Genomic DNA, 26,112 nt, shown 5'->3' on the forward strand with positions numbered 1-26,112 from the left:
AAAACGCCTCCGGGCTTATAACCTGGAATTGATGATTTCCATTGCACTATCAAAGACTTGGTTAATATCCAAATCCGTTGAGTCTATCATTACCGCATCTTCTGCCGGTACCAGTGGAGCAACCGAACGATTCGCATCGCGTTCGTCCCGCGCCTTGATATCGGTTAAAAGGCGCGCAATATTAACATCCAAACCTTTATCTTTCAACTGCCTGTAGCGCCGTTCTGCACGGGCTTCGGCACTGGCGGTTAAGAATAATTTAATATTGGCGTCGGGAAATACCACGGTTCCCATATCCCGGCCGTCAGCAATGAGCCCGGGGGACTGCTGAAAAGCACGCTGGCGGCGTAATAACGCTTCGCGCACACGCGCCAGTGACGCAATCTGAGACGCCGCGGCGCCTACTTCTTCAGTGCGTATGTCATCAGTGACATCTTCACCTTCCAGTACCACCCGGCGGCTGTCGATATTCGTTTCAAAACTCACATCTAAACCAGAAGCCAGAGGCACAATAGAGGTTTCATCATCTACTGGTAAATCATGATGCATAGCGGCTACAGCCAGCACGCGATAAATCGCACCACTATCTAATAGGTGCCAGCCCAGCTTTTCAGCGATGAGTGCACTCAGAGTTCCTTTCCCAGCACCGCTTGGGCCGTCTACCGTTATAACGGGTGTTGGATGCATACCTGCTCCAGTTATTTAAAAATTTGTTAATAAGACTCGAAATCGGGCGCAATTATACCCGTGTAAGCCAAATAGGCAATGTTACACGTCAATAAATAGCAGGGCGTAATACTGAAGTATGTAAACAATCGCCGCTGGCTTATCACCAGCGGTGACGACTGTATACCGTAAATCTGACTTAGCGATGACAGATTGTGGCAAACCGGGAAAAATAATCCGGAAAGGTTTTGGCGGTGCACGCCGGATCGTTAATCGTGACCGCGGTATCACTTAACGCAATCAACGAAAAGCACATAGCAATACGGTGATCGTTATAGGTATCAATGGCTGCGTGTTTGAGTGACGCCGCCGGTGTAACACGAATAAAATCGTGACCCTCTTCTACCTCGACCCCAAGCTTACGCAATTCAGTGGCCATGGCATACAAACGGTCGGTTTCTTTTACCCGCCAGTTATAAATGTTGCGAATACAGGTTTCACCTTCAGCAAACAACGCCGTGGTTGCAATGGTCATTGCGGCATCCGGAATGTGGTTCATGTCCATGTCCACCCCTTTAAGCGGCGCACCGCGAACCACCACACAATCATCAAACCAAGCTATTTTAGCGCCCATGGCTTCAAGGACATCGGCAAAGCGAATATCGCCCTGAATACTGTGTTTACCAATACCGGTAACTTTTACCGTACCGCCTTTAATCGCCCCTGCGGCCAAAAAGTACGATGCCGATGAGGCATCGCCTTCTACCATAAAGGTCGCGGGCGCAATGTAAGGCTGACCGGCTTTGATCACGAAGGTCTGGTAATTGTTATTTTCAACCGTTACACCAAACTTTGCCATGGTATCCAGCGTAATATCAATGTACGGCTTGGAGACCAACTCGCCCTTGATACTGATAGTGGTGTCCTCACTAAATAACGGCGCCGCCATTAACAGAGCAGTTAAGAACTGACTGGATACACTGCCATCTACCGACAATTGCCCGCCTTTCAGTTGGCCACCGGTGATTTTGAGCGGCGGATAGCCCGGATTTTTGAGATAGGTAATATCAGCGCCAGCATCCACTAAAGCCTCAACGAGATCGCCAATCGGGCGTTCTTCCATGCGCGGCTCACCGGTTAATTCAACGGTCACATCTGATGCTGCCAGGGCCGCACACAGCGGTCGCATGGCGGTTCCGGCGTTACCCAGAAACAGCTCCAGCGCAGCACCGCTGCTAAACGCACCGCCTAACCCCGTTACGGTACATTCAGTTTTTGATTCACTTAAGACATACTCCACACCTAACAATTTAAGCGCGTCCAGCATATGACGAATATCATCACTGTCGAGCAAATTGGTCAGGGTAGTTTGCCCTTTCGCCAGCGCCGCCAGCAATAAAGCCCGGTTAGATAAACTCTTGGAACCGGGTACATTTACTGTTCCATCAACACGGCTCACCGGCTGTAGCGTTAATTGTTCAACACTCATCCGTGGTGCTCCTCGAACTCTCGCATAAAGCTGACCAGAGCCTCGATACCTTCAATTGGCATGGCGTTGTATATGCTGGCACGCATTCCGCCCACCGAACGATGGCCTTTAAGTGCCAGTAAGCCGGCCGCCTGGGACTTCTCTAAAAACAGTTTGTCCAGCGCCGGATCGGCCAGATGAAAGGGAACGTTCATGATTGAGCGATTATCCGGATGCACATTGTTACGGTAAAACGATGAACTATCGATAGCCGCGTACAGGGTATCGGCTTTGTGCTGATTGCGGCTGGCCATGGCAGCTACCCCGCCCTGCGCTTTCAGCCACTTAAACACCAAACCTGCCAGATACCAGGAAAACGTGGGTGGCGTATTATACATGGAGTCATTATTGGCCATGAGTTCGTAATCAAAGATAGAAGGCGTGCTCTGGCGGGCTTTACCGACCAGATCTTCTCTGACAATCACCACCGACAAACCAGACGGACCAATATTTTTTTGCGCACCGGCATAAATAATACCGTACTTACTGACATCTACCGGACCAGACATAATTGTCGATGACATGTCAGCCACCAACGGCACATCGCCTGCATCAGGCAACCAGTTAAACGCGATGCCATCGACGGTTTCATTAGGACAAAAATGCAGATAGGCAGCACGTTGATCAATATCGGCAGCGGCTGGCTGAGGGACATACTGCAAACCGTTGTGCTCAACCACGTCGCCAATCACTTTGGCATTGTTATACTTGGCAGCTTCTGCCACCGCGCCACGTGACCAGGAGCCACTGACCAGGTGTAACGAAGTGTCAGTTTCGGTAGAGATATTAAGCGGTACGGCAGCAAACTGGCCACGACCGCCACCTTGCAAAAACAACACTTTATAATTATCGGGAACCTGCATCAGGTCACGCAGGTCCTGCTCTGCCTGGGCAGCAATCTCGATAAAATCGGCACCACGGTGGCTAACTTCCATTATCGAGCAACCACTGTCACCCCAGTTCACAAACTCTTGCTGTGCCTGCGCCATCACTGCTGGCGGCAGCATCGCGGGTCCCGCACTAAAATTAAATACGTTTTTCATGAGCTTCTTCAATACTGTTAGGAAGGGTTAATGGGTCGGTAGCATTTATAACTAAATCAAATGCGTTGGTAACCACATTATCCCTTTAACACGCTAAAAAAAACAAGCGGCTATCGGGGCCGCTTGTTCTGCTTGTATTATCCTTTCTCGCAGGATTATTCGTCTGTCGCGGGCTCATCGTCGCCGTCTTGTGCGGCGTTTGTAGCAATCGTTTCGCCTTCTTCTGCTTCAATCAAGTCAATCTCTTCGACTTCTTCGATCCGTTGCAGCGCCACAAGGTTTTCGTCTTCTCCGGTACGGATCAGTCTAACGCCCTGGGTATTTCGGCCTACGGTTGACACTTCACTGACGCGGGTACGCACCAGGGTGCCCATATCGCTGATCAGCATAATTTCGTCGTTTTCATCGACCTGTACAGCACCCACTACTTTACCGTTACGGTCTGATACTTTAATTGATACTACGCCTTGCGTTGCACGGCTCTTGGCCGGGTAATCTTCCAGCGGCGTACGCTTACCGTAACCGTTTTCGGTAGCGGTCAGAATGGCACCATCACCACGCGGTACAATTAACGAGACCACTTTTTGATCATCCGGCATTTTAATACCACGCACACCGGTAGCGGTTCGGCCCATAGGACGCAGCGCCAGTAGCTCTTCTCCGGTCTCCGGATCGCGTTTTACTTCACCGGTTTCAGAATCACGCAGTTTCTCGTTAAATCGTACCACTTTACCGGCATCAGAGAACAGCATTATGTCATCGTCACCGTGGGTAATCGCCACACCAATTAACTCATCACCTTCGTTAAGGTTCACAGCAATAATACCGCTGCTACGAGGGCGTGAATACATCGTCAGGCTGGTCTTCTTGACGGTACCATTGGCCGTGGCCATGAGTACGAATTTATCTTCTTCGAACTCTTTAATCGGCAGTATCGCCGTGATCCGTTCGTTTTCTTCCAATGGCAAAATGTTCACTATCGGGCGTCCACGGGCATTACGACTAGCCAGCGGCAACTGGTACACTTTTAACCAGTATAAGCGGCCACGGGTCGAGAAGCACAGGATATGATCGTGAGTATTAGCCACCAGTAAACGTTCAATAAAGTCTTCGTCTTTCATCTTGGTGGCTGACTTGCCCTTACCGCCGCGACGCTGCGCTTCATAGTCGGTCAGCTTCTGGTATTTCACATAACCTTCGCGCGAGAGTGTAACGACAACTTCTTCACGCTCAATCAGATCTTCTAAGTCGATATCGTGGCTGGCTGCGGTAATCTCGGTACGACGTTCGTCACCGAATTCATCACGCACTTTTTCAAGCTCTTCACGAATAACTTCCATTAACCGCTCAGGGCTGGCTAAGATATGCAGTAACTCGGCAATTAATTCGAGCAGTGACTTATATTCATCAAGGATCTTCTCATGCTCAAGACCGGTCAGCTTGTGTAAGCGTAAATCGAGGATCGCCTGAGCCTGCTGCTCCGTGAGGTAGTATTTACCGTCGCGAATTCCGTATTCAGGCTCCAACCAATCAGGTCGCGCTGCGTCGTTACCCGCACGGGAAAGCATTTCTGCTACATCACCCAGATCCCAGCCCTGGGCAATCAGTGCCTGTTTTGCTTCTGACGGGCTTGGCGACGCTTTAATTGCTTCAATGACCGGATCAATATTGACCAGTGCTATCGCTAAACCTTCAAGGATGTGAGCACGTTCGCGGGCTTTACGTAATTCAAATACCGTACGGCGGGTCACCACTTCACGGCGATGCAGTATAAAGGCCTGCAGAATTTCTTTTAAATTAAAGATCTTCGGTTGGCCATTATCCAGCGCCACCATATTAATACCAAATACCGTTTGTAACTGGGTATTGGAGTACAGATGGTTAAGCAGGACTTCGGCCGACTCATTACGTTTTACTTCAACCACAATGCGCATACCGTCTTTGTCAGACTCGTCGCGCAGGGCCGAAACCCCTTCGATACGTTTTTCTTTTACCAACTCGGCGATCTTCTCGATCAGGCGGGCTTTGTTCACCTGATACGGGATCTCGTTGATAATAATGGTTTCTCTGCCGTTGTCTTCGGTTTCAATCTCAGCGCGCGCACGCATGTAGATTTTACCGCGACCAGTGCGATAGGCATCAATAATGCCTTTGCGACCGCTAATTAGTGCGGCCGTCGGGAAGTCCGGGCCCGGAATGTATTCCATTAATTGATCAACATCTAACGACGGTTCATCAATCAGGGCAATACAGCCATTCACAATCTCTGTAAGGTTGTGCGGCGGAATATTGGTAGCCATACCCACGGCAATACCTGATGACCCGTTTATTAACAGTGTTGGGACTTTCGTCGGCAGGACTTCAGGGATAAATTCTGTACCGTCGTAGTTGGGGACAAAATCAACGGTTTCTTTTTCCAGATCGGCTAACAGTTCATGAGCGATCTTGGCCATACGAACTTCGGTATAACGCATTGCTGCAGCGGAGTCACCGTCGACAGAACCAAAGTTACCCTGCCCGTCTACCAGCATGTAACGCATCGAGAATGGCTGAGCCATACGTACGATCGTATCGTATACGGCTGAATCACCATGGGGGTGATACTTACCGATTACATCACCGACAACACGTGCAGACTTTTTATAGGGTTTATTAAAGTCGTTCTTAAGCTCATTCATGGCAAACAATACACGGCGGTGTACTGGTTTTAAACCATCACGTACGTCAGGCAATGCACGCCCGACGATAACGCTCATCGCATAGTCCAGATACGACGTTTTTAGCTCTTCCTCTATATTAACGGGGAGAATTTCTTTGGCGTTATCAGTCATAAACTGTTTGGTCCCTTATTATAGGTTTGTGGTAACAGCATCCAGCTCAGCGCTATCCAGCGCCTCACAACCCGGCTATCACACATTGGGGGTCTTCTAATTAATCAATGAGTTTACCACCCAAATCAGCAATTATGTAGTGAATAATACATCACATCGTCGGCAAGGCCGTTAAGCGTTTATTTTTTGCGCTATTAGGAAAAGTCTGGGTAAATAAGCGATGTGTGGATGGTTATTTTGGGTTAATGTAACGGTGTTTTTTATTACAACTACTGTAAATACCCGCTCATGTCTGATTTAAATTCTGATTTAAATAACAACGTAGATCACACCGAAATTGACAAGTTTTCACAGATTGCTGCCCACTGGTGGGATCCTGAAGGTCAGTTTAAACCGCTGCATGCCATCAACCCGTTACGCCTTTCTTATATCGAAGAACACAGCCAGGGCTTGTTCGACAAAAAGGTGCTCGACGTAGGTTGTGGCGGCGGTATTCTGGCAGAGGCTCTGGCCGGCCGTGGTGCCAGGGTCACAGGCATCGATATGGCCGACGCATCGCTGGAGATTGCCAGACTTCATAGTCTCGAAAGCGGCGTTAGCGTTGATTATCGCTGCGTGAGTGCAGAGCAACTCGCCACCGAGCAAGCCGGACAATATGACGTTGTGACATGCATGGAGATGCTTGAACATGTGCCCGACCCCGAGTCGATCATTCGCAGTTGTGCACAGTTGGTTAAACCAGGCGGTAAGGTGTTCTTTTCAACCCTGAATCGTAATGTTAAATCCTACCTTATGGGTATCGTTGCAGCTGAATACCTGCTTCAGTGGGTACCAAAAGGTACGCACCAGTACCAGCGTTTTATTAAGCCGTCCGAACTTATTCGCTCGGCTGATCGTGCGGATCTGGTCACCCGATCTGCTACTGGGTTACATTTTGACCCGTTTAACCAACAGTTTGTGTTGTCGCAGCGAAATCTGGATGTGAACTACATACTGCATTGTGAAAAGCTATAAGCAAAAACACTATATATAGTGCTAGTACATCTAACAAAGCACCATATATCGTAAATTTATAAGCAGAGAATTATCTGAATAAATTGTTTTAAGTAATCATAAAAATAAATTAAACAGCTTGCATTCAGGCAAATATTGCTTAGTTCAACCGTTAACAGTTAGTCAATACTAACCTAAAGACTGGCTTTGTTTGATCGGTGAATTAAGCACCAGATATTGGGTTGCATTAAACCCAAAACCTCACTATCTTGTGTTTGTCCCGTAGCAGTCTTGTTTAAATATTCGACTGAACAGGTAACTCACAGGCGAATTAAGCAATCACGGTACGAAGCGATCGCAGCTTGATCGTTTCGCAAGACACTATTGAATACGATACTGGCATGATATTCATGCCACAACACCAGCGCTAACTGACAAACGGCCATTAAAATGAATAACAATTTATCCGTCACCAAACGTAATGGTGAACAAGAGCCCATCGATCTTGAGAAAATCCATAAAGTCATTACCTGGGCCGCCGAAGGGTTGCAGAATGTTTCGGTTTCTCAAGTAGAAATCAAAGCCCACATACAGTTTTACGACGGGATTAAAACCGCCGAAATTCATGAAACGCTAATCAAGTCAGCGGCAGATCTGATCTCTACAGATGCGCCCGACTACCAGTATCTGGCGGCACGTTTAGCGATTTTCCACTTACGCAAAAAAGCCTTTGGCCGCTTTGAACCCCCTAAGTTGTTCAGCCACGTGGCGCGTATGGTTGATATGGGCAAATACGATACCCACCTGCTGGAAGATTACACGGCAGAAGAATTCGCCGAGATGGATAGCTATATCGATCACTGGCGTGACATGAACTTCAGTTATGCCGCCGTTAAGCAACTGGAAGGGAAATACCTGGCGCAAAACCGTGTAACCGGTGAGATTTATGAAAGTGCGCAGTTTCTTTACATTTTAGTCGCCGCTTGCCTGTTTGCTAATTACCCTAAAGATACGCGTCTTGGCTATATCCGCCGTTTTTACGATGCGACATCTACGTTTAAGCTGTCGTTACCAACGCCTATTATGTCGGGCGTACGTACCCCTACCCGTCAGTTTAGTTCATGCGTGTTAATTGAAACCGGCGACAGCCTGGATTCGATTAACGCCACCGCCAGTGCCATTGTGAAGTACGTGAGTCAGCGTGCCGGTATTGGTGTTAATGCCGGCCGTATACGTGCGCTGGGCAGCCCTATTCGTGGTGGCGAAGCCTTCCACACGGGCTGTATACCGTTTTACAAGTACTTCCAGACCGCCGTTAAAAGCTGCTCACAAGGCGGCGTGCGTGGCGGTGCCGCGACCTTGTTCTATCCGCTGTGGCACCTTGAGGTTGAGTCGTTACTGGTACTTAAAAACAACCGCGGAGTAGAAGAAAACCGCGTACGCCACCTCGATTATGGTGTGCAGTTTAACAAGTTAATGTATCAGCGCATGATGAAAGATGATTACATCACCTTGTTCAGTCCGTCGGACGTGCCGGGTCTGTATGATGCTTTCTTTGCTGATCAACCTAAGTTTGAAGAGCTCTACGTTAAGTATGAGCAGGATGAGTCGATTCGCAAAAAACGTATCAAAGCCATGGAGCTGTTCAGCCTGTTTATGCAGGAACGCGCCAGCACAGGCCGTATATACCTGCAAAACGTTGATCACTGTAATACCCACAGCCCCTTCGATCCAAAGGTTGCTCCGGTTCGTCAAAGCAACCTGTGCCTGGAAATTGCGCTACCTACTAAGCCCCTTGAGCATGTTAACGATGAAAACGGCGAAATCGCGCTGTGCACGTTATCAGCCTTTAACCTGGGCGCGATTAAATCACTGGATGAGTTTGAAGAATTGGCCGATTTAGCGGTACGTGCCCTCGATAGCCTGCTCGATTATCAGGACTATCCGGTACCGGCAGCCTATAACGCCACCATGAATCGCCGTACCCTGGGTATAGGTGTAATTAACTTTGCTTATTACCTGGCTAAGAACGGCGTAAAATATTCTGACTTTAGCGCCAACAGCCTGGTGCATAAAACCTTTGAAGCGATGCAGTATCACCTGCTCAAAGCGTCGAACAACCTGGCAAAAGAAAAAGGCGCCTGCCCTAAATTTAATGAAACCACCTACTCTCAGGGTGTGTTGCCGATTGATAGCTACAAGAAAGATCTTGATAGCGTTTGTAATGAGCCATTGCATCTTGATTGGGAAAGTCTGCGCGCGGATATTGTTGAACATGGTTTGCGTAACTCTACGCTTTCAGCATTGATGCCGTCAGAAACCTCCTCACAAATCTCTAATGCGACTAATGGTATTGAACCGCCACGTGGTCACATCAGTATTAAGTCGAGCAAGGATGGTGTGCTGAAACAGGTCGTCCCGGAGTACGAGCGTCTTAAGGATCAATACGAGTTACTTTGGGATATTCCGTCGAATGATGGCTATCTTCAGTTATGTGGCATTATGCAAAAGTTTGTTGATCAAACAATTTCTGCCAATACCAGCTACAACCCATCTAAGTACGAAAACGGTAAGGTACCAATGCGGTTACTGCTCAAAGATCTGCTAACCGCTTATAAACTGGGTGTAAAAACCTTGTACTACCATAACACCCGTGATGGTGCCTCCGATTCACCTGTGGAGTCTACACAGGCAGCACAGGCCAAACCGACAGCACAGGAAGTGGTCGTCGAAGAAGATGACGATTGTGCAGGCGGCGCCTGTAAAATCTGACGTTTGTTAATTTGCCCGGCATGTGCCGGGCGTCTTAGTCTTATTGCGCTAGTGAAGTGATATTAAAATATGAAATACACCACGTTTAATCAGCAAAATGTTAATCAGCTCGACGAACCCATGTTCTTCGGTAACCCGGTTAACGTTGCGCGCTACGACCAACAAAAGCATTCTATATTTGAGAAGCTGATCGAAAAACAAATTAGCTTTTTCTGGCGTCCGGAAGAAGTCGATGTCAGCCGCGATCAGGTTGACTTTCAAAAACTGACAGACTCAGAAAAACATATTTTCATTTCTAACTTAAAATACCAGACGCTATTGGACTCTGTTCAGGGCCGCAGTCCGAACATTGCATTTTTGCCCATCATCTCCCTGCCGGAGCTGGAAACCTGGGTAGAAACCTGGTCGTTTTTTGAGACAATTCACTCGCGCTCTTACACGCATATTTTGCGTAACCTGTTTACTGATCCCAGCAGTATTTTTGAAGATATTGTGGTTAACGAAGAAATCAAACGTCGTGCCACTGACATTTCCAAATATTATGACGATCTGATCTACGCGACACAGCTATGGCAAACCCAGGGCGAAGGTGTGTATACCAATGAGGGCGAAACCTACCCGGTCAACATGCGCGAATTAAAGAAAAAACTGTACCTGTGCATGAACTCGGTTAATGCCCTGGAAGCCATTCGCTTTTATGTATCTTTTGCCTGTACGTTTGCTTTTGCAGAACGTGAGCTGATGGAAGGTAATTCCAAAATTATTCGTCTTATTGCCCGCGACGAAAACCTGCATTTAACCTCAACCCAGCATATCCTGAATTTGTGGGCCAAAGGCAAAGACGATCCGGAAATGGCTGAGATTGCCGAAGAATGTGCCGACGAAGCCAAAGCCATATTTATGAAAGCCGTTGAGCAGGAAAAACAGTGGGCAGAGTACTTGTTTCAGCATGGTTCAATGATTGGCCTCAACAAAGAAATCCTCTGTCAGTACGTTGAGTACATCGCCAACCAGCGTATGGCGGTTATCGGCATGGGCCAGCCTTACAAGGTGGAGTCAAATCCCCTGCCATGGATGAATAACTATCTGATTTCAGACAACGTACAGGTTGCACCTCAGGAAACGGAAATCAGCTCTTACCTGGTTGGTCAAATCGACTCTTCTGTTAGTGAAGACGACTTTGCCGATTTTGAACTATAGGCAATGGCCGACGACAACACCTACCGTATCGACATTGTCGATACGGGTACGGTGACCGCATTACCCGATAAAACGCTGCTGGAAAGTCTTGAGTCTCATAAGATAGACGTGCAATACCATTGTCGCGAGGGTTTTTGCGGCGCCTGCCGCACCAGGATAATTCACGGTAACGTCGACTATGTTACCGACCCGCTGGCATTCATTGATGACGATGAAATCCTGCCCTGCTGCTGCGTAGCAACATCGGATATCAAAATCCAAATTGGCTGACAGGCCGGAATGTTGCGTGGGAATTGTCTCCCTTCGGTTAGAGACACCACACAGCGGTATCTCCACTCACCTGAATAAGTAAACTTTTTAGCGGCATTCGCAGACAAACGCTAACACGTAAATGAGCTACCGCGCTTTACTACGCACCCAAATCACCATTGCCACCCCGCCCAGAACCAGCAGCGAGCTGACTAATATACGAAAGGTCACGGCTTCATTCAAAAACAGCCATCCGCCCAGTACTGCCAGCACCGGTACCGATAACTGCAGCGTCGCCGCTTTGATAGCTGCGATATGAGGCAGAATGGTATACCACAGGGCATATCCTACACCGGATGCTAATGCGCCCGACGCGACGGCATAGGCAATACCATCAGCATCAGCGCCAGCTTCAGGCCAGCAGGCAACTAACAACAGCACGCCAAGTGGCGTTGCGCGCAAAAAATTGCCTGCGGTGGCGGCTACCGCTTGTGATGTTCCCTTACCTAACAATGAATAAATTCCCCAGGCGACCCCTGCAGATACCATTAACATTGCGCTGAAAACATTGGGTACCGCAGCATTTGGCAGCAATAACAACGCCACACCCCCAATGGCCAGGGTAAAACCCGCCCACTGCAGTAGTGTCATCCGCTCGCCCTTAACCAGCCCCCAGCTAATCATGGTCAGTTGCACCGCGCCAAACAGCAATAACGCCCCGGCTCCGGTTGTCATACTAATGTAAGCAAAGGAAAATCCCGCCGCATAAACAAATAATGCAATGGCAGATTTTACATTGCCATGAGCGGCTATTGTGAGCTTGTCAGATGACGCATTTAGGTTACGCGTAACTACTAAGGCCGACAATATCACTGTGCCGCTGGCTAAACGCCAAAGCGTAAAGCTTGCCGGGTCAATATCGGTTTCAACCAACGCCATACGACACAATATCGAGTTGGCCGCAAAGGCCAGCATCGCCATCGCCGATAACAACACGAGCTTTATCAAAGACATTTCATTACCCAACATCCCCCACAAAAACAATAGCGACAACTGTGGTTACTACGATAACCTTTTTAAGCTAAAAAAATACCCGCAAAATGCGGGTATTGATTAACAATGCAATAATTTAGGCTGGAGGTTACAGCTTTAAGCCTAACCGGTCGGCCACTTCGATATAGGTTTCGACCACAGAGCCCAGCCCCTGACGGAAGCGGTCTTTATCCATTTTGTTGCGGGTTGTTTTATCCCACAAACGGCAGCCATCCGGGGTAAATTCATCGCCCAGAATAATGTTGCCATCGCTGTCAACGCCAAACTCCAGTTTATAATCGACTAAAATCATACCGCCCTCATCGAACAGGGCTTTTAATACGTCGTTAACAGCAAAGGTAAGCTCTTTCATTCTGGCAACCTGTGCTTTGGTTGCCCAGCCAAACGACTCAATATGGTAATCGTTAACCATTGGGTCATGCAGCGCGTCGTTTTTCAGAAAAAACTCAAACAACGGCGGATCCAGCAATTTGCCTTCTTCAACGCCTAAACGTCGAACCAGTGAGCCGGCTGCCACGTTACGCACCACACACTCAACGGGGATCATATCAAGCTTTTTCACCACTGATTCGGTATCAGAAATCAGCGACTCAAGCTGCGTAGCTATGCCCGCTTCTTCCAGTTTGGTCATGATAAAGTGATTAAACTTGTTGTTTACCTCACCTTTTCGATCCAATTGTTCAATCTTTTCACCGTCAAATGCGGAAGTGTCGTTACGAAAATACAACACCAGCTTGTCACTGTCGTCGGTAAGATAAACAGTTTTCGCTTTACCACGGTAAAGCTCTTCGCGTTTTTCCATTATGAGTCTCGTATTAAATATCTAAGCCGTCTTCGGTCATTACTTGCTCGAAAGGTTCAAACAAGTCTGTAAGCATTTTAGCATCAAAGGGGGTGCTCTCTTTATCCATAAAGGTAATCGATGTTTTCGCCCCCAGATCCTTCAGTTTCAGGCGATACTCTTCGTAGTCGAGTAACTTGGCATCGTCAGATGATAGCAGATCTTTCCACCAACTCACTTGCTCATCAGTATACTGAACAAATATCAAACCATTGCGTTTATCAAGATCTTTAACGTTAAAGCCTAACTTGCGCAATACTAACTGAATTCGTGGCCAGGCAATGTCGTATTTGGCATCTAATACAAATGCCGGATTACCATCGCTGTCAAAGCCCATTTCCATCTCCAGGCCCTGGCGAATTTCGGCGATACGACGATTGGTCTCGAGCTGATTGAGGTATTCATAATGACCAATAACACGGTTTAGCATCTGCACTTCGTCGCGGCGAACTTGCATTGGATTACGATCTGCCAGCGACGTTTTACCCTCTTTGAAATCCAGTAAACTGACCGAAAGCTGCCCTGTTCTGCCATGGGGTTTAAGCTCCAGTGTGAACAAAAAGCGCCCTGTTGCCCCCTTGCTATCCTCGTCCGACGACCAGTTGAACCAGCCATCGTCGTCACCGTCCTGCTCTAAATTAATCGGTACCCAGCCGGTGATCAGGCGACCATCATCAGGCGCAAATGTCTCTACTGCTACGCCATTTTCTTCAAGATAACCAATTAATGAATTCCAAATGGTTTTATCCAGCGCCTCTGAATCTTTAATCTGATCAATAAGCACCGTTGCGCCCTGATAGCCATCCTGCACATGTGAGCCGGCGACAAGCGGAATCACCAACGACGGCGGCACCACTTCCAGATCACGACCAATATATGCGGAATTGCCGGTTTGCCTTACGGTAGGCAGTTCGTAATCATCCTCAAACTCGGGTGCGTCCAGATCGCTGGGAACTTGCAGTTTAGTACGTTGTTCAGCTTTTAAATATTCATAGCTGCCTGATGCCGTCTGCCTGTCTTGCTGTGACGCACATGCGGTAAGAACAAGGCTGGCGATACCGCTGACCAAAGCCAGTTTTTTATTCATAATTATCTCTTATTCCGTAATTAAAGCGTATTCATGCAATACCGCTTCGATACTTTTTTGGCTCTCAAGTTCCGGTAATACCATAGGAAGTCGTAAAAACGGGCTTTTCATCAGCCCCATTTTGTAAAGTGCCCATTTTGGCATCACCGGATTTGGCTCAACAAACAAGGCAGAGTGCAGTTTTTCGATGGTGCTGTCAATCTGTCGACAGCGGGCAAAATCACCTGCTAACGCGGCGTCACACATTGTTGCGATGGCTTTGGGTACCACGTTCGCGGTCACAGAAATGACGCCGTGACCACCTTCACACAAGAACTCACAGGATGTGCCATCATCGCCACTTAATATCACAAAGTCTTCAGCAACGAGTTGCTGAGTCGCTTTGAGGCGGGCAATATCGCCGGTGGCGTCTTTGATACCCACAATATTTTTATGCTTAGCAAGCTCTGCTACCGTTTCAGGCAGCATATCGGCGACGGTACGCCCCGGCACATTGTACAATATCACCGGCACATCAGTGGCATCTGCAATTGCTTCAAAATGAGCAATCATGCCTTTTTGTTGCGGTTTATTATAATAAGGAACCACACTCAAAAAGCCATCTATACCAAGACCAGCCATTTGTTCACTCAGGAAAATGGCTTCGGAGGTGGAGTTGGCACCGCTACCGGCAATAATTTTAGTGCGCCCGGCCGCCGCTTCAACGGTTTGTTTGACTACTTCGATGTGCTCGTCAAAAGGTAAAGTAGCAGACTCACCCGTTGTGCCTACGGACACAATGCCATGGGTGCCTTGCTGGATATGAAACTCTACCAACTGTCTCAGAGCAGGATAATCGATTTGGCCGTCATCATTCATTGGCGTGACTAGCGCGACATAACTACCGGTAAACATATTTTCTCCACTTTTTGCGAGCGCACATGGTAATTGGCAGCCCGGTTAAAAACAAGCATTTGAAGGCTGGTTATCAGTATTATTACCCGAAAGTCATACTTTTTATTCACCGGGCATAATCCATACGAATAATTTTACCCGATAATTAGCTTATCTCTGCAATGGCCGGGGGGCTTGTGCGGTTCGACTTTACAGGTTGCTGTGTTAGAATCTGCGCCCCAACAGATGAGTCAGATCCATGAAACAACAGTTAATCGCCGTTATTTTAGGCACAGATCAGACCGGTATCTTAAGCGATATTGCTACGCTGGTCAGCGAGTCTGAGTGCAATATTTTAGATAGCAGACATGCCATTTATGGTCAGGAGTTTTCGCTGACCATGATCATTGAAGGGTCACATAATGCCATTACCCGGGTTGAGCTCAGCATCCCCGAGTTATGCCAGCGTCGTGATCTGTTATCCATACTAAAACGTACCCGCCAACATACCAAACTAAATCTGACCCACCTCTATGATGTCGAATTTAATGGTGTAGATAATCCAGGGCAAATTCAGGCAATTACCCGTTTTTTTGCCGATCAGCAGGCCTCAATAAGCGCGTTCCGGCAGACCACCGATACTGACGAAGAAACCGGACACAAAATGATGCGTTTCAAACTGGTGGTTAACATCCCGGATGATGTGGCCATGCCTGAATTCCGTTACAACCTGAATTTGCTATGTCAGGTGCTAAACCTGACGCTCAAGATAGTTGATAAACACAAGGGATAAACGAATGAATACACTTTCTGCCGGCGTTGCCGCCCCGTTATTTAGTTTACCGGATCAGGATGGTAATCCTGTTTCGTTGGAGTCGTTGAAAGGTAAAAAGGTTTTGGTCTATTTTTATCCAAAAGCCATGACACCAGGATGTACCGTTCAGGCTCAGGGATTACGCGACATTCAAAACGAATTAGAACAGCATAATGTTGTTGTACTTGGCATAAGTCCGGATGCCGTTAAACGTTTGCCTAAATTCATCGAAAAAGAAAAGCTTAACTTCACGTTATTGTCTGACGAAGATCATGCGGTAGCAGATGCATTCGGTGTATGGGGCCCTAAAAAGTTCATGGGAAAAGAGTACGACGGCATTCACCGTTTAAGCTTTCTGATAGACGAAGAAGGCAACATTGAGCACGTATTCAATAAATTTAAAACCAAAGAACATCATCTGGTTATATTGAATTACCTTGAGGGCGATGCCGCTTAAGCATCTTTAAGCTCTTTATCATTACAAAAAAAGCCAGTATCGGTTGCCGATACTGGCTTTTTTTGTCACTGCACTCATTAAGAGTTAATAATTTCAGGGGGCGGTGGCGTAGAAGACCAGGCAGTCACAACCGCTTTTACCAGCGTTGCCAAAGGAATAGCAAAAAATACTCCCCAAAAGCCCCATAAACCGCCAAAGAATAACACCGCAATAATAATATACAGGGGGTGCAAACTCACCGCTTCAGAAAATAATATAGGCACCAGCAGATTACCATCCAACGCCTGAATAACGCCATATGCCACCATTAAATACCAAAACTGCGGTGTAATACCCCACTGAAACATGGCGACTACTGCAACCGGGATAGTGACGACTGCCGCGCCAATGTAAGGAATTAACACCGATAAACCGACTAACACGCCAAGTAACATGGCATAACGTAAATCCATAATCACAAAAGTAATACAGGAAATGGCACCGACGATGATGATTTCGATTGCCTTACCACGGATATAATTGGCGATCTGGGTATTCATTTCGTTACCCACCTGGGTAATCAGGCGACGTTCTTTGGGTAATATGCGTGAGATACTCTCGGTAAAATAGAGTTTATCTTTGAGCATAAAGAACACCATTAGTGGCACCAGTATAAAATAAATTAACAGAGCGGCGACACTGGTAATTGACCCCAGCGATGCTGACAGAGCTTGCTCGCCAAAATCCACCAAGCGCTGATTAGCGCCTTCCATCATTTCATAAATATGCGAAAACTGAACATATTCGGGGTATTTATCAGGTAATGTTAACAGCCATGTCTGGGCATTTTGCCAAATAACCGGCAGTTCCTGGGCTAAGCTGACACTCTGCTTGGTAATCACCGGTACTAAGCCTACCGTTAACATCACCATTACCATCACAAAACAAATTAACACCAGCGCCACCGCAAGAGGACGCCCTACCCCAACGCGTTTAAGTTGAGTGACCGGCCAGTCAAGTAAATAGGCAATCACCGCTGCCACAATTACCGGCATCAGCATGTTGCCCCATAACAGCAACAATGCACTGCTGATAAGAATAAGGACAAGCAGCATCGCAGCATCAGGATCTGAAAACTTACGCCTGTACCAACGCCCGAAAACACTAAACATTCACTTTTCCTTTCAACAATCAAAAATGCCAGGCAGGTTTACACCCAAACGCCCGACAACGCCCATAACACTAAGAATAAATTAAATATAACAATCAGTTAGCTAAAAAACAGAAGCTATACGATAACTTCTTATGCACCGCGCTACTATACCGACAAACTTGCTGTTTGTAACGCTTAGAACTTGCGCCACGCTCGCCCTTGTGGTGTCATTAAATGATATTGCCCTGTGGCACTGCTTTATTTACGTTATTTTACAGGTTTCAGGGAACTGATCAGCCTCAGGTTGTCGTATATATAGCAGTATTTGGCTTAATCCGAGGAATAATGAAACAATATTTGCAATCCGGCATCGTTGGTTTTTCATTAACCGTGGTAGCGTTGCTGATGCCTGTAAATGGTATAGCCCAAAGTATTGGCAGCGACAAAAATACGCTGCCGGATATTGGTGTGGTGGCGTCAGAAGCGCTCACCGTCGATAAGGAAATGTTAATCGGCGATGCCATTATGCGTCAGATGCGTGGCCAGGCCCCTATTATCGACGATCCGATATTGAGCGAATACATTCAGGATCTGGGTAACCGGCTCGTGCTGCAAGCTGAAAACACCAAGTTTCCGTTTGAATTTTTTGTCATCAACAATAGCGCCATGAACGCCTTTGCATTTTACGGCGGTCACGTGGGTGTCCATTCCGGTATTATCACCAGTGCTGATTCCGAAAGTGAACTGGCTTCAGTGCTCGCCCACGAAGTCACACACGTAACCCAGAGGCACTTAGCGCGCCGGGCGCTTTCCCAGCAACGCAGCTCACCTTTGCAGATTGCGTCCATGTTGGGCAGTATTTTACTTGCTGCAGCAAACCCTGAAGCTGGTATGGCAGCCTTGCAAACCTCATCTGCGATATCCCAGCAAATGACGATAGACTACACACGCTCTAACGAGCAGGAAGCTGACCGTATTGGCATTGACATACTGTACAACGCCGGTTTTGATCCGCGCGCTGCAGCCACGTTTTTTGGAAAAATGGCAGAAGAATACCGGTTACGCTCGCGCCCACCGGAACGGCTGCTCACTCACCCGTTAACTGAAAAACGGATTGCCGATGCCCGCAGCAGGATGGCCCGCTACCCTGAGGTCAGGTTACCGCCCAGTTTAACCTTTCATCTGGCCAAAGCCCGCCTACTCGCGCGTTATCAGTTTGACCCGGATTACGCGTTAGAGCACTACATGGCGGTCAATGAGCAAGGCAACTATTTAGTTAAAGAAGCAGCCCGTTATGGCCTGGCTATTGCTCTATTGGCCAACGACAAAGCGGCGCAGGCACAAGAGATTAACAATGAATTGCTCAAACGCGATCCAAACAATCTGTTTTATATTGATCTTGCTACCGATATTCTGATTGCGCTCAATCAGCCACAGACAGCGGTTGAAATGCTGGAAAAGGAAATATTCAATAAACCTCGCAACAGCGTTGTGGTGTTAAATTTGGCCAATACCTACCTCACAATGAAGCAATACAGCAAAACCATTGAACTGCTAAGAGACTATCTGTTAGTAAAACCGCACGATCAACTGGCCTACAGTCTGTTAAGCGAAGCTTATAAATCGGAAAAATCCTACAAAGGGATGCATCAAAGTAAAGCCGAATTGCTCGCGTTGTATGGCGCATACCCCAATGCTATCGACGAGCTGCAACACGCCTACAATTACACCGGCGATGATCATCTCGAAAAACAACGCATCAGAGCGCGAATTCAACAACTGCGCGATGCTGAAGAAAAGTTAAGAAATTTTTAGTAAGTTAAGGTGCTGAACAGGTTTAACAAAATAAGTTTATCGGTCGCTTGTTTCCGCGCACAACCACATTTGACGAGCACCTTACTGCAATCATCCTGCGGCTGTTCCTTTAATTAACGACAGTGTACAAGTGTCATTTTTGTGGGGTTTAAGACTAAAACCGTCGGCTTCAAACGCCCGGTTAGAAAAGAGGATTAAAACCCGCGTATCGCCATTAGCACTTGCTGTTCTAACGTTGACGTTGCAATTATTTAAAACGAGCTCTGTTACTAAAGACTCTTTGCTTCCATCAGAATGCTCAGTGTGCTGGGTTTGGCCTGATAAGACATAGGTTTTCGCGGCACAAGATACTAATGAAACAAATGCAAAGGCAACAATGGTTACTGGCAACAAATCGGTTTAAAATTCATTGTGCTTCATCCTTGAAGTAAGTTATCGGTATATCGACGCAAACCAAACTTGTGATCTGCTAACTAAAATTAGCAAGGGTTTGATTATTGCTAATTAAATATCGGGGCTGACATACACAAACTTAGCACAGTTTAGTGTGTTTTAAATCACTCAGTTATCTGCGCTCTGGCTTTGCGCCACTGCCTGGTTAAGCCGCTCAACCGTTACTTCACCCCTTATGGTTTTCGTTACTTCACCTGCCGGGCTAATAATGTAGGTAGTGGGTAACACAATTGGCATACTTACCGGTAACGCTGTTGCCGACTCGGTAGTAAGAACCGGAAAGCGAATGTCCCGGCGCTCAATTAATTGCTGCAGTTCCGGGAGGCTGAGTTCGTCAAAGCTAACGCCCAGCACCCTTACGTTGCCCTGCTGGTAAAATGCATTGAGTTCTGGTAACTCGCGCAGACACGGCAGACACCATTCCGCAAAATAGTTGACCACCGTCCATTGACCGCTGCGCCATTGTACTTTACTGCCGCTGACGGTTATAAACGATGAGCTTTGCATGGCACTAAACCACACACCGGTTATGAGTGCGCCAACACCCGCTAGGCACAAAACAAGCGTACGGAAAGATCCACGTTGGCGTGTAATTCGTTTATACTCTGCGACAATTTTCAATCTGTTAAGCCCGATGATAGTGTGTTCACTCCTCATCATAGCAACTCTTTTTTATCGGTAGAACATTATGGCTAATATAAAAATACTGCATAACCCGCGCTGCTCGAAAAGTCGTGAAACCCTGAAACTATTAGAAGAAAAAGATATCGCTGTTGATATCATTGAATATTTGAAAACGCCACTGACAGAACAGGAAATCCGCTCGCTCTACACAAAGCTTGACCTGGAAAATGTTACGCAGATGATGCGGGTGAAAGAGCCCGAATATAAAGCGGCGGGTCTCAATAGCGCTGATACCACCGACGATCAGCGCTTTGCTGCGATGGTGCAATATCCCAAGCTCATCGAGCGACCAGTTGTCATTAACGGTGATCAGGCTAAAATTGGCCGTCCACCAGAATCGGTACTGGATATTGTTTAACATGGGACCAGTGCTCATCCTGTATTACAGCCGCCATGGCGCCACCGCGCAACTGGCCCGAGCCATTAGCATGGGCGTTGAAGCGGCGGGTCACAGCGCCTTATTGCGCACAGTACCACCAATATCATCTGATCCAAACGCTGAACGCCCTGATGATCCAAGCCAGGGGCCGCCCTATGTGACCCTCGATGACCTGCGGGATTGCAGTGCCCTGGCACTGGGAAGCCCTACCCGATTTGGCAACATGGCCGCGCCAATGAAACACTTTATCGATTCAACCAGTGGCTTGTGGCTGGATGGTGCGCTGATAAATAAGCCTGCCTGTGTATTTACCTCGACCTCGAGTTTACACGGTGGTCAGGAAACAACCCTGCTGTCGATGGCACTGCCGCTGCTTCATCACGGCATGGTCATCGCCGGCATACCCTATTCAGAGCCGGCTCTGCATTCCACCACCAGTGGTGGTACGCCTTATGGTGTTACCCATGTTGCCCATAGCAATACCTCAACACTCACCACTGATGAAAAATCACTTTGCCTGGCACAAGGAAAGAGACTTGCGCAACTTGCCAGTGCATTACATGCTCAAGCAACCAAAGGCGATGCTTTATGACGACCCCAATGGCAAGTAAAACCCGGCAGTTTCGGTATCTGGCGTTAGTGTGCCACCTGGGATTGCTGGTTTGGATATCAGCATGGCAACTTTTATTCACAACCGGCCAATCTTATTCATTAGTATTTATCTTCCTGATGTATGTGTTACCGCTATTATTACCTTTACCGGGTGTCATCAAAGCAAAACCATACACCCATGCCTGGGCCAATTTTATAGCGCTGTATTATTTGCTACACGGATTAACGGTTTTTTATGCCGAGCCTGATGCACGCTGGTTTGCCAGCATCGAAATCCTGCTGGTCATCGGTATGTTCACCGGCTGTAGCGTATTTGCCAGACTCAGAGGGCGTGAACTGGGCTTAGGGTTAAAAAAGCTCAAAGAAGAGATGAAAGAAGAATGCGAGCATTTCACAAAGCGTTCGTAGCGCCTGTTATACTCACACTACTAAGCGCATGTGGAGGTTCTGGCGGCGACAACGGCGGCAATCCCGGCCCGGTCGTTGAGCCGCCCACTGAACAACCGCAACTGACGCCCGTTCTAAGCAGCGATAATCTCGCGTTGTACGGCCAACTCTCGGCAATTACCAATGAGTCGGTCGGCCTGGTTTTACTGAGCGCTGATGGCAGTCGCTTATCAGACATCCAGTGGCAACAAATAAGCGGTCCTGCTGTCAGCTTGTTGGCTGCGCACACGCAGGCTGTGGGATTTGACATCCCCGCAGCCGGTAATTACGAGTTCAGGGTCACTGCAATTACCCAGAGTGGTCAGCAACGCCAGCTTTCATTCACCCTGACAGCCAGTGACGACGCGACACCCGAAATAGCCAACGTGCGACTTGACCATATGGCAACAGAGCGCGGCCGAGTCTCTTTACGGGTAGACAGCCCTACGCCAAAAATTATCACCACAGTGAGTTGGGAACAAACGGCAGGCCCGCCGGCACAACCTCTCACGCAACAGGCTGATACCACTAACGGACCACTACAAAGCCTATTTTTTACTGCCCCTGAGGTAAACCAAGACAGTGTCTTGGAGTTTGTTGCAACGGTGCAGTTTGATGATGGAACCACAGCAACTGACAAAGTACTGGTTGGTATTAATAATACCGCTGTCGCCGATGACGGCATATTTACCCAAAACGACATGTTTGTGACCACCGATCTTATCGCTTACCGCGAAGATAGCCCCTACGCCGACGCCCTGCGGGAATGTGTCTACACAAACCAGTTAGTTAACAGCTGCACTTTTGCAGACTTACCTTTGATTGGTATGCAAACGGCCACACCTGATGTTGATGATATTCTCGATAAAACACTGGTCTCCCACCCCTGGATGGGCGAGCGTTTTGCTGAATTTCTGCGCCAGTCGGCAACCAGCGAGGATATGCTGAAATTGTTACGAGGGGTCACGGCGGTGGTTATTTCATACGATATCAGGCCGTCATTCTACTGGGTACGAACCGGCGCTATTTATCTGGATGCACGTAACTTTTGGCGCACACCGGCCGAGCGCGATACCCTCAACACGGCACCTGATTATCGCAGTGACTTTGGCAATGCCTTGCAATTTGGCATTTACTGGCGTTATGTCAAAAATAATCGCTATTATTTTCCTCAGCAATCGCTGGCAGCGAGTCTGCGCAATAGCCGGGATTTTAGCAAGCTGGAGGCATCACTGGCCTGGCTTATGTATCATGAACTGGCGCACGCCAATGATTTTTTCCCGCCTACAGCGTGGGCAGGTTTGCGGGATTCGCAAACACCGCTGGATCACCTTCGTAACAGCCCGCCGCAGTCTGATCAGTTGTTCGACACCTACCCACTGCAATCCGCTGTGCTGAATGAGTTGGCCAATGTATCATTTGGCGGTGCAGAGGCCACGGCTGCGCAACAGAGTTTCTCTGCCACCGACGCAGCGGATGAGTTCAGCAGTGATATAGCGCCTGCATACTATGCCTATTACACAACACGAGAAGACTACGCCACCCTGTTCGAGCAATTTATGATGCTCTACCGGCTCGGTGTCAGTGCCGACATTGGAGTGGTTGAAACGGTAAGTAACCCGCAGGCACTGATCACCTGGGGACAGCGAAACCGCATTAACCAGGATACTTTACAGGCCAGAGCTGCGTTCACGGTTGAGCGCGTTTTGCCGGAGTTAAATGTCGCTCAGCTGCAGGGCACACTGCCATCACCGGTGCAGCTTGAGCCTGGTGTATCCTGGTATGATTTTGACGCACTTATTACCAATGGCGCACTGCAGCGCAATGATTTAACCGGTGATTTAGCGGGGAATAAAAGTAATCTGTTCAGACCCCCGCTGAGGCTCAGGAGTCTTGATGGTCATCTGCGGTACTGAGTTCACGTTTTACCAGCGCTACTGATATTTTCTTCTGTTCCTGTAAAGAGCGCTGATCGAGGCGATCCAGCAATGCCATTAAGCTGGGTAAGTCACGCTGGCTATGATTTAGTAAATAATGCAGCGCCTGAACCGATAGCGACAGACCGCGCTGGCGGGCGCGGGAACTGAGAATTTTTGCCCGTTGCTCGTCATTAAGCGGTTTCAGCTGGTAGGTTAAGCCGGCACTGATACGCGAACGCAGATCGGGTAGCTTAATTGCGTCACTTTGGGCACTGACCTGCGAGGCAATAATCAGCACACCAATACGCGTTTCACTGATACGGTTAATTAAATCAAACAACGCTTCTTCCCAGGCGTCATTGCCCGTAATGGCTTCCAGATTATCCACACAGACCACAGGTAACTGTTCCAGCGCATCAAGTACTGTCGGTGACAGTGACACCACATCTTTTAAATTTACATACGCATGGGGTATCGCCCGGCCTGCCAGATGATGGCAAACGGCATACAGCAGGTGACTTTTACCACGGCCGGCACTGCCTATCAGATTAACTAACGGAATTGACGCCGCATCCAGTAAAGACAAAGCGGGTTCGCCTCGCCAGTCCGGCGAGTGGGCAGCAATGCAATGGAGTAACGCGACAAGCTGATTGTTATTGCCCGCTACAAAACTGGTAAAGGTTTCATCATCTGGGAGTGTTACCGGCAATGGCAATTGCATGGGCTACGGACTCCAAAAATAATGCATGCCTTCCAGCGGCTGGCCGAATGCATCAGTCAATGGTTGTAACTGACTGTCGAAAGACAATATCGCGCGAAAATCCTGTGCACTGCCAAGCAAACTGAGGCGGAAAGTGCTCACTGTCCCCTGCTGACTAACCAACATGACCTGATCAGTCACACTTAAATTTTGCAGATAAGACTGCACCGCAACAAACGCGTTTAAGTCCGCCAGGTTGCCAATCGTAAGCTCGATAGTCTCCGCTGAGGCTTTATCTCTGGGCAGAATGGCATACGTTTGTCCCAGATAATTCGCGTAGCGGCTAATAAATTCACTGACCAGCTCATTCACATCGTCACCAATCAAGGTATCATGAACAACACTTTGCACACTGGCGTTGGTGGCTACGTAGAGAAAATCCAACGAATACTGGCCTTTCCGCGCGCGGGCAGCAATTGTCGAGAATTCTTCCTGGGTAAATAACGGCCCGCTCTCAGCAGACTCTTCCACCCAGGACATTTGCAGCGATGCCAGCTCAATGGGTAGCGGTAACCCGATCTCACCAAATTGATTTACCGTTATCGCAGGAGCCTTCATAGGCGCGATAAAAAATGGCTTTGCCGGCGGCTCAGGCTGATTATAAACAATGGGCTCAGTTCGGTTACGGTATATCCGTCCAGCCAGCACATAGTCGACGGAATAGCGACTGGCCGCCTGGATTAACTGGCCGGGAAACAAGCCCCACACATCGTAGCCGGTTATATTGAGAGTATCGTCAAGGTCCATTAACGGCAGCGACATCGGCACGCCGCGCTTATCTGCCTGCTTTCTTATGGTCTGCGCCAACGCCCCAACACTGCTGTCTTCGACGATGCGACGACGCCCTTCTTCGTTTTCTACGACCAGCCACATTAAGGCATCAGGGCGGCGACTCCCCCAAATAGGTAAACCTTGCTCAATCAATGCATTTTCGATCAGGCGCTGGTCAAACTCGGCCACCAGATAAAGTTGCTCTTGCTCTGCTGCAAAACGATAGGCACGTAAAAACCGATCGCTGTTAGCGCGAATGGATTCGATAGTTTGATAACGGGTGATGTCTTCCTGTCCGGTTAACTTAATCAGGACCTGATCGAGCGCACTTTTTGTTGCCCCCCTGAGGGTTTGGCTGGATTTATCTTTAACCGGTACCTTGCCGCTGCTCAAATCGATAGCCGAACTTGCCTGACTGACACCAAGCCACACTACTCCCAGCAGCAGGATTATAAACTTCATCATAGACAATACATTATTACGGATCTGCGCTGGCAAGAACTTAGCAAACTCCATGTTGATATGCGATCAAAAACAACGTTTTAATTGTTATCTATTTAAACACGTTTTTCATCTCAATAGTGCTGTTATCTTTACTCAACGCATCATCCTGTTGACTGACTGATGAGTTTTTATACAGTCGGGATATCATCAAAACCGTAAAATATGCCTCTGAGCCTGCTTACACGTTGGACATCATTGCGGATGCTGGTAGAATCCGCGCATTCAAACCTGTCTAAGTAACAAGGCTTAC

The 26,112-nt window shown here is 48.0% G+C and carries 23 protein-coding genes; 11 read left to right on the plus strand and 12 right to left on the minus strand.

The genetic code is table 11. The annotated features are described in order from the left end of the window. Positions 1–15: 15 nt before the first annotated feature. The 4 genes from cmk to gyrA all read right to left on the minus strand — a co-directional run bounded on the left by cmk (position 16) and on the right by gyrA (position 6,068). Positions 16–687: a (d)CMP kinase gene (gene cmk / locus OIK42_RS10295; RefSeq protein WP_273640276.1), complete on the minus strand. Its 672-nt coding sequence runs from the start codon at positions 685–687 to the stop codon at positions 16–18. Between the two features lie 178 nt (positions 688–865). Beyond that, on the minus strand, positions 866–2,155 hold the full coding sequence (gene aroA / locus OIK42_RS10300; RefSeq protein ID WP_273640278.1) for a 3-phosphoshikimate 1-carboxyvinyltransferase: 1,290 nt from the start codon (positions 2,153–2,155) through the stop codon (positions 866–868). After that, complete coding sequence (serC, locus tag OIK42_RS10305; protein ID WP_273640280.1) at positions 2,152–3,237, minus strand: 3-phosphoserine/phosphohydroxythreonine transaminase; 1,086 nt, start codon at positions 3,235–3,237, stop codon at positions 2,152–2,154. Before serC ends, aroA begins: the two co-directional genes overlap by 4 nt. 155 nt (positions 3,238–3,392) lie before the next feature. Then, complete coding sequence (gene gyrA / locus OIK42_RS10310) at positions 3,393–6,068, minus strand: DNA topoisomerase (ATP-hydrolyzing) subunit A (RefSeq protein WP_273640282.1); 2,676 nt, start codon at positions 6,066–6,068, stop codon at positions 3,393–3,395. A gap of 288 nt (positions 6,069–6,356) precedes the next feature. Between gyrA and ubiG the strand changes: the two genes are divergently transcribed. The 4 genes from ubiG (at position 6,357) to yfaE (ending at position 11,303) form a co-directional block, all read left to right on the plus strand. After that, positions 6,357–7,082, plus strand: coding sequence for a bifunctional 2-polyprenyl-6-hydroxyphenol methylase/3-demethylubiquinol 3-O-methyltransferase UbiG (gene ubiG / locus OIK42_RS10315; RefSeq protein ID WP_273640284.1), 726 nt, complete (start codon positions 6,357–6,359; stop codon positions 7,080–7,082). 429 nt (positions 7,083–7,511) lie between these two features. Next, positions 7,512–9,833, plus strand: a complete 2,322-nt coding sequence (gene nrdA, locus OIK42_RS10320) for a class 1a ribonucleoside-diphosphate reductase subunit alpha (RefSeq protein ID WP_273640285.1) — start codon at positions 7,512–7,514, stop codon at positions 9,831–9,833. 69 nt (positions 9,834–9,902) lie between these two features. After that, positions 9,903–11,033 (plus strand): class Ia ribonucleoside-diphosphate reductase subunit beta, encoded by a 1,131-nt coding sequence (gene nrdB, locus OIK42_RS10325; RefSeq protein ID WP_273640287.1) that lies wholly within the window; start codon positions 9,903–9,905, stop codon positions 11,031–11,033. Positions 11,034–11,036: 3 nt separating this feature from the next. Next, the gene (yfaE, locus tag OIK42_RS10330; protein ID WP_273640289.1) at positions 11,037–11,303 is read left to right on the plus strand and encodes a class I ribonucleotide reductase maintenance protein YfaE; all 267 of its coding nucleotides are present in this window, start codon (positions 11,037–11,039) and stop codon (positions 11,301–11,303) included. A 126-nt stretch (positions 11,304–11,429) separates the two neighbouring features. Here yfaE and OIK42_RS10335 read toward each other — a convergent pair whose 3' ends face one another. From OIK42_RS10335 to dapA, 4 genes are all read right to left on the minus strand, one after another. After that, entirely contained in the window at positions 11,430–12,296 is an 867-nt protein-coding gene (locus tag OIK42_RS10335) for a DMT family transporter (RefSeq protein ID WP_309568760.1), read from the minus strand. Between the two features lie 127 nt (positions 12,297–12,423). Beyond that, the gene (purC, locus tag OIK42_RS10340; RefSeq protein WP_273640291.1) at positions 12,424–13,137 is read right to left on the minus strand and encodes a phosphoribosylaminoimidazolesuccinocarboxamide synthase; all 714 of its coding nucleotides are present in this window, start codon (positions 13,135–13,137) and stop codon (positions 12,424–12,426) included. A 13-nt stretch (positions 13,138–13,150) separates the two neighbouring features. Continuing rightward, the gene (bamC, locus tag OIK42_RS10345; RefSeq protein WP_273640293.1) at positions 13,151–14,263 is read right to left on the minus strand and encodes an NlpB/DapX family lipoprotein; all 1,113 of its coding nucleotides are present in this window, start codon (positions 14,261–14,263) and stop codon (positions 13,151–13,153) included. Positions 14,264–14,272: 9 nt separating this feature from the next. After that, positions 14,273–15,157 carry a 4-hydroxy-tetrahydrodipicolinate synthase gene (dapA, locus tag OIK42_RS10350; protein WP_273640295.1) on the minus strand — a complete coding sequence of 295 codons (885 nt, stop codon included), beginning with the start codon at positions 15,155–15,157 and terminating at the stop codon, positions 14,273–14,275. 238 nt (positions 15,158–15,395) lie between these two features. Here dapA and OIK42_RS10355 point away from each other — a divergent pair, with 238 nt between their 5' ends. Together OIK42_RS10355 and bcp are read left to right on the plus strand one after the other, a co-directional pair. Further along, positions 15,396–15,929, plus strand: a complete 534-nt coding sequence (locus OIK42_RS10355; protein ID WP_273640296.1) for a glycine cleavage system transcriptional repressor — start codon at positions 15,396–15,398, stop codon at positions 15,927–15,929. A gap of 4 nt (positions 15,930–15,933) precedes the next feature. Next, complete coding sequence (bcp, locus tag OIK42_RS10360) at positions 15,934–16,407, plus strand: thioredoxin-dependent thiol peroxidase (RefSeq protein WP_273640298.1); 474 nt, start codon at positions 15,934–15,936, stop codon at positions 16,405–16,407. 77 nt (positions 16,408–16,484) lie between these two features. On the opposite strand, the gene OIK42_RS10365 is transcribed toward bcp, so the two are convergent. Then, a complete protein-coding gene (locus tag OIK42_RS10365) occupies positions 16,485–17,558 on the minus strand; it encodes an AI-2E family transporter (protein WP_273640300.1) in 1,074 nt (357 codons plus the stop codon). A 326-nt stretch (positions 17,559–17,884) separates the two neighbouring features. Here OIK42_RS10365 and bepA point away from each other — a divergent pair, with 326 nt between their 5' ends. Then, positions 17,885–19,354: a beta-barrel assembly-enhancing protease gene (gene bepA, locus OIK42_RS10370; RefSeq protein WP_273640302.1), complete on the plus strand. Its 1,470-nt coding sequence runs from the start codon at positions 17,885–17,887 to the stop codon at positions 19,352–19,354. A 561-nt stretch (positions 19,355–19,915) separates the two neighbouring features. Here bepA and OIK42_RS10375 read toward each other — a convergent pair. After that, positions 19,916–20,314 carry a TlpA family protein disulfide reductase gene (locus OIK42_RS10375; protein ID WP_273640304.1) on the minus strand — a complete coding sequence of 133 codons (399 nt, stop codon included), beginning with the start codon at positions 20,312–20,314 and terminating at the stop codon, positions 19,916–19,918. A 181-nt stretch (positions 20,315–20,495) separates the two neighbouring features. Between OIK42_RS10375 and arsC the strand changes: the two genes are divergently transcribed. Genes arsC through OIK42_RS10395 form a run of 4 tightly spaced genes read left to right on the plus strand, consistent with a single transcriptional unit; the run spans position 20,496 to position 23,824 of the window. Continuing rightward, positions 20,496–20,849 carry an arsenate reductase (glutaredoxin) gene (gene arsC, locus OIK42_RS10380; protein WP_273640306.1) on the plus strand — a complete coding sequence of 118 codons (354 nt, stop codon included), beginning with the start codon at positions 20,496–20,498 and terminating at the stop codon, positions 20,847–20,849. A gap of 1 nt (position 20,850) precedes the next feature. Next, the gene (gene wrbA, locus OIK42_RS10385; protein WP_273640308.1) at positions 20,851–21,462 is read left to right on the plus strand and encodes an NAD(P)H:quinone oxidoreductase; all 612 of its coding nucleotides are present in this window, start codon (positions 20,851–20,853) and stop codon (positions 21,460–21,462) included. A gap of 8 nt (positions 21,463–21,470) precedes the next feature. Next, the gene (locus OIK42_RS10390) at positions 21,471–21,890 is read left to right on the plus strand and encodes a DUF2069 domain-containing protein (protein ID WP_273641492.1); all 420 of its coding nucleotides are present in this window, start codon (positions 21,471–21,473) and stop codon (positions 21,888–21,890) included. Continuing rightward, complete coding sequence (locus tag OIK42_RS10395) at positions 21,863–23,824, plus strand: hypothetical protein (protein WP_273640310.1); 1,962 nt, start codon at positions 21,863–21,865, stop codon at positions 23,822–23,824. Before OIK42_RS10390 ends, OIK42_RS10395 begins: the two co-directional genes overlap by 28 nt. On the opposite strand, the gene hda is transcribed toward OIK42_RS10395, so the two are convergent. Both hda and OIK42_RS10405 read right to left on the minus strand, forming a co-directional pair. Further along, a complete protein-coding gene (hda, locus tag OIK42_RS10400; protein ID WP_273640312.1) occupies positions 23,793–24,548 on the minus strand; it encodes a DnaA regulatory inactivator Hda in 756 nt (251 codons plus the stop codon). The genes OIK42_RS10395 and hda overlap by 32 nt on opposite strands. 3 nt (positions 24,549–24,551) lie before the next feature. Continuing rightward, on the minus strand, positions 24,552–25,823 hold the full coding sequence (locus OIK42_RS10405) for a DUF2066 domain-containing protein (RefSeq protein WP_273640313.1): 1,272 nt from the start codon (positions 25,821–25,823) through the stop codon (positions 24,552–24,554). Positions 25,824–26,112: the final 289 nt, after the last annotated feature.

Origin of the sequence: Alteromonas gilva (genome assembly GCF_028595265.1) — a bacterium.
GTDB lineage: Bacteria > Pseudomonadota > Gammaproteobacteria > Enterobacterales > Alteromonadaceae > Alteromonas > Alteromonas gilva.

Coding starts and splice junctions, on each gene's coding strand:
- cmk (WP_273640276.1), bottom strand. CDS start 687: ATGCATCCAACACCCGTTATAACGGTAGACGGCCCAAGCGGTGCTGGG.
- aroA (WP_273640278.1), bottom strand. CDS start 2,155: ATGAGTGTTGAACAATTAACGCTACAGCCGGTGAGCCGTGTTGATGGA.
- serC (WP_273640280.1), bottom strand. CDS start 3,237: ATGAAAAACGTATTTAATTTTAGTGCGGGACCCGCGATGCTGCCGCCA.
- gyrA (WP_273640282.1), bottom strand. CDS start 6,068: ATGACTGATAACGCCAAAGAAATTCTCCCCGTTAATATAGAGGAAGAG.
- ubiG (WP_273640284.1), top strand. CDS start 6,357: ATGTCTGATTTAAATTCTGATTTAAATAACAACGTAGATCACACCGAA.
- nrdA (WP_273640285.1), top strand. CDS start 7,512: ATGAATAACAATTTATCCGTCACCAAACGTAATGGTGAACAAGAGCCC.
- nrdB (WP_273640287.1), top strand. CDS start 9,903: ATGAAATACACCACGTTTAATCAGCAAAATGTTAATCAGCTCGACGAA.
- yfaE (WP_273640289.1), top strand. CDS start 11,037: ATGGCCGACGACAACACCTACCGTATCGACATTGTCGATACGGGTACG.
- OIK42_RS10335 (WP_309568760.1), bottom strand. CDS start 12,296: ATGTCTTTGATAAAGCTCGTGTTGTTATCGGCGATGGCGATGCTGGCC.
- purC (WP_273640291.1), bottom strand. CDS start 13,137: ATGGAAAAACGCGAAGAGCTTTACCGTGGTAAAGCGAAAACTGTTTAT.
- bamC (WP_273640293.1), bottom strand. CDS start 14,263: ATGAATAAAAAACTGGCTTTGGTCAGCGGTATCGCCAGCCTTGTTCTT.
- dapA (WP_273640295.1), bottom strand. CDS start 15,157: ATGTTTACCGGTAGTTATGTCGCGCTAGTCACGCCAATGAATGATGAC.
- OIK42_RS10355 (WP_273640296.1), top strand. CDS start 15,396: ATGAAACAACAGTTAATCGCCGTTATTTTAGGCACAGATCAGACCGGT.
- bcp (WP_273640298.1), top strand. CDS start 15,934: ATGAATACACTTTCTGCCGGCGTTGCCGCCCCGTTATTTAGTTTACCG.
- OIK42_RS10365 (WP_273640300.1), bottom strand. CDS start 17,558: ATGTTTAGTGTTTTCGGGCGTTGGTACAGGCGTAAGTTTTCAGATCCT.
- bepA (WP_273640302.1), top strand. CDS start 17,885: ATGAAACAATATTTGCAATCCGGCATCGTTGGTTTTTCATTAACCGTG.
- OIK42_RS10375 (WP_273640304.1), bottom strand. CDS start 20,314: ATGCAAAGCTCATCGTTTATAACCGTCAGCGGCAGTAAAGTACAATGG.
- arsC (WP_273640306.1), top strand. CDS start 20,496: ATGGCTAATATAAAAATACTGCATAACCCGCGCTGCTCGAAAAGTCGT.
- wrbA (WP_273640308.1), top strand. CDS start 20,851: ATGGGACCAGTGCTCATCCTGTATTACAGCCGCCATGGCGCCACCGCG.
- OIK42_RS10390 (WP_273641492.1), top strand. CDS start 21,471: ATGGCAAGTAAAACCCGGCAGTTTCGGTATCTGGCGTTAGTGTGCCAC.
- OIK42_RS10395 (WP_273640310.1), top strand. CDS start 21,863: ATGCGAGCATTTCACAAAGCGTTCGTAGCGCCTGTTATACTCACACTA.
- hda (WP_273640312.1), bottom strand. CDS start 24,548: ATGCAATTGCCATTGCCGGTAACACTCCCAGATGATGAAACCTTTACC.
- OIK42_RS10405 (WP_273640313.1), bottom strand. CDS start 25,823: ATGATGAAGTTTATAATCCTGCTGCTGGGAGTAGTGTGGCTTGGTGTC.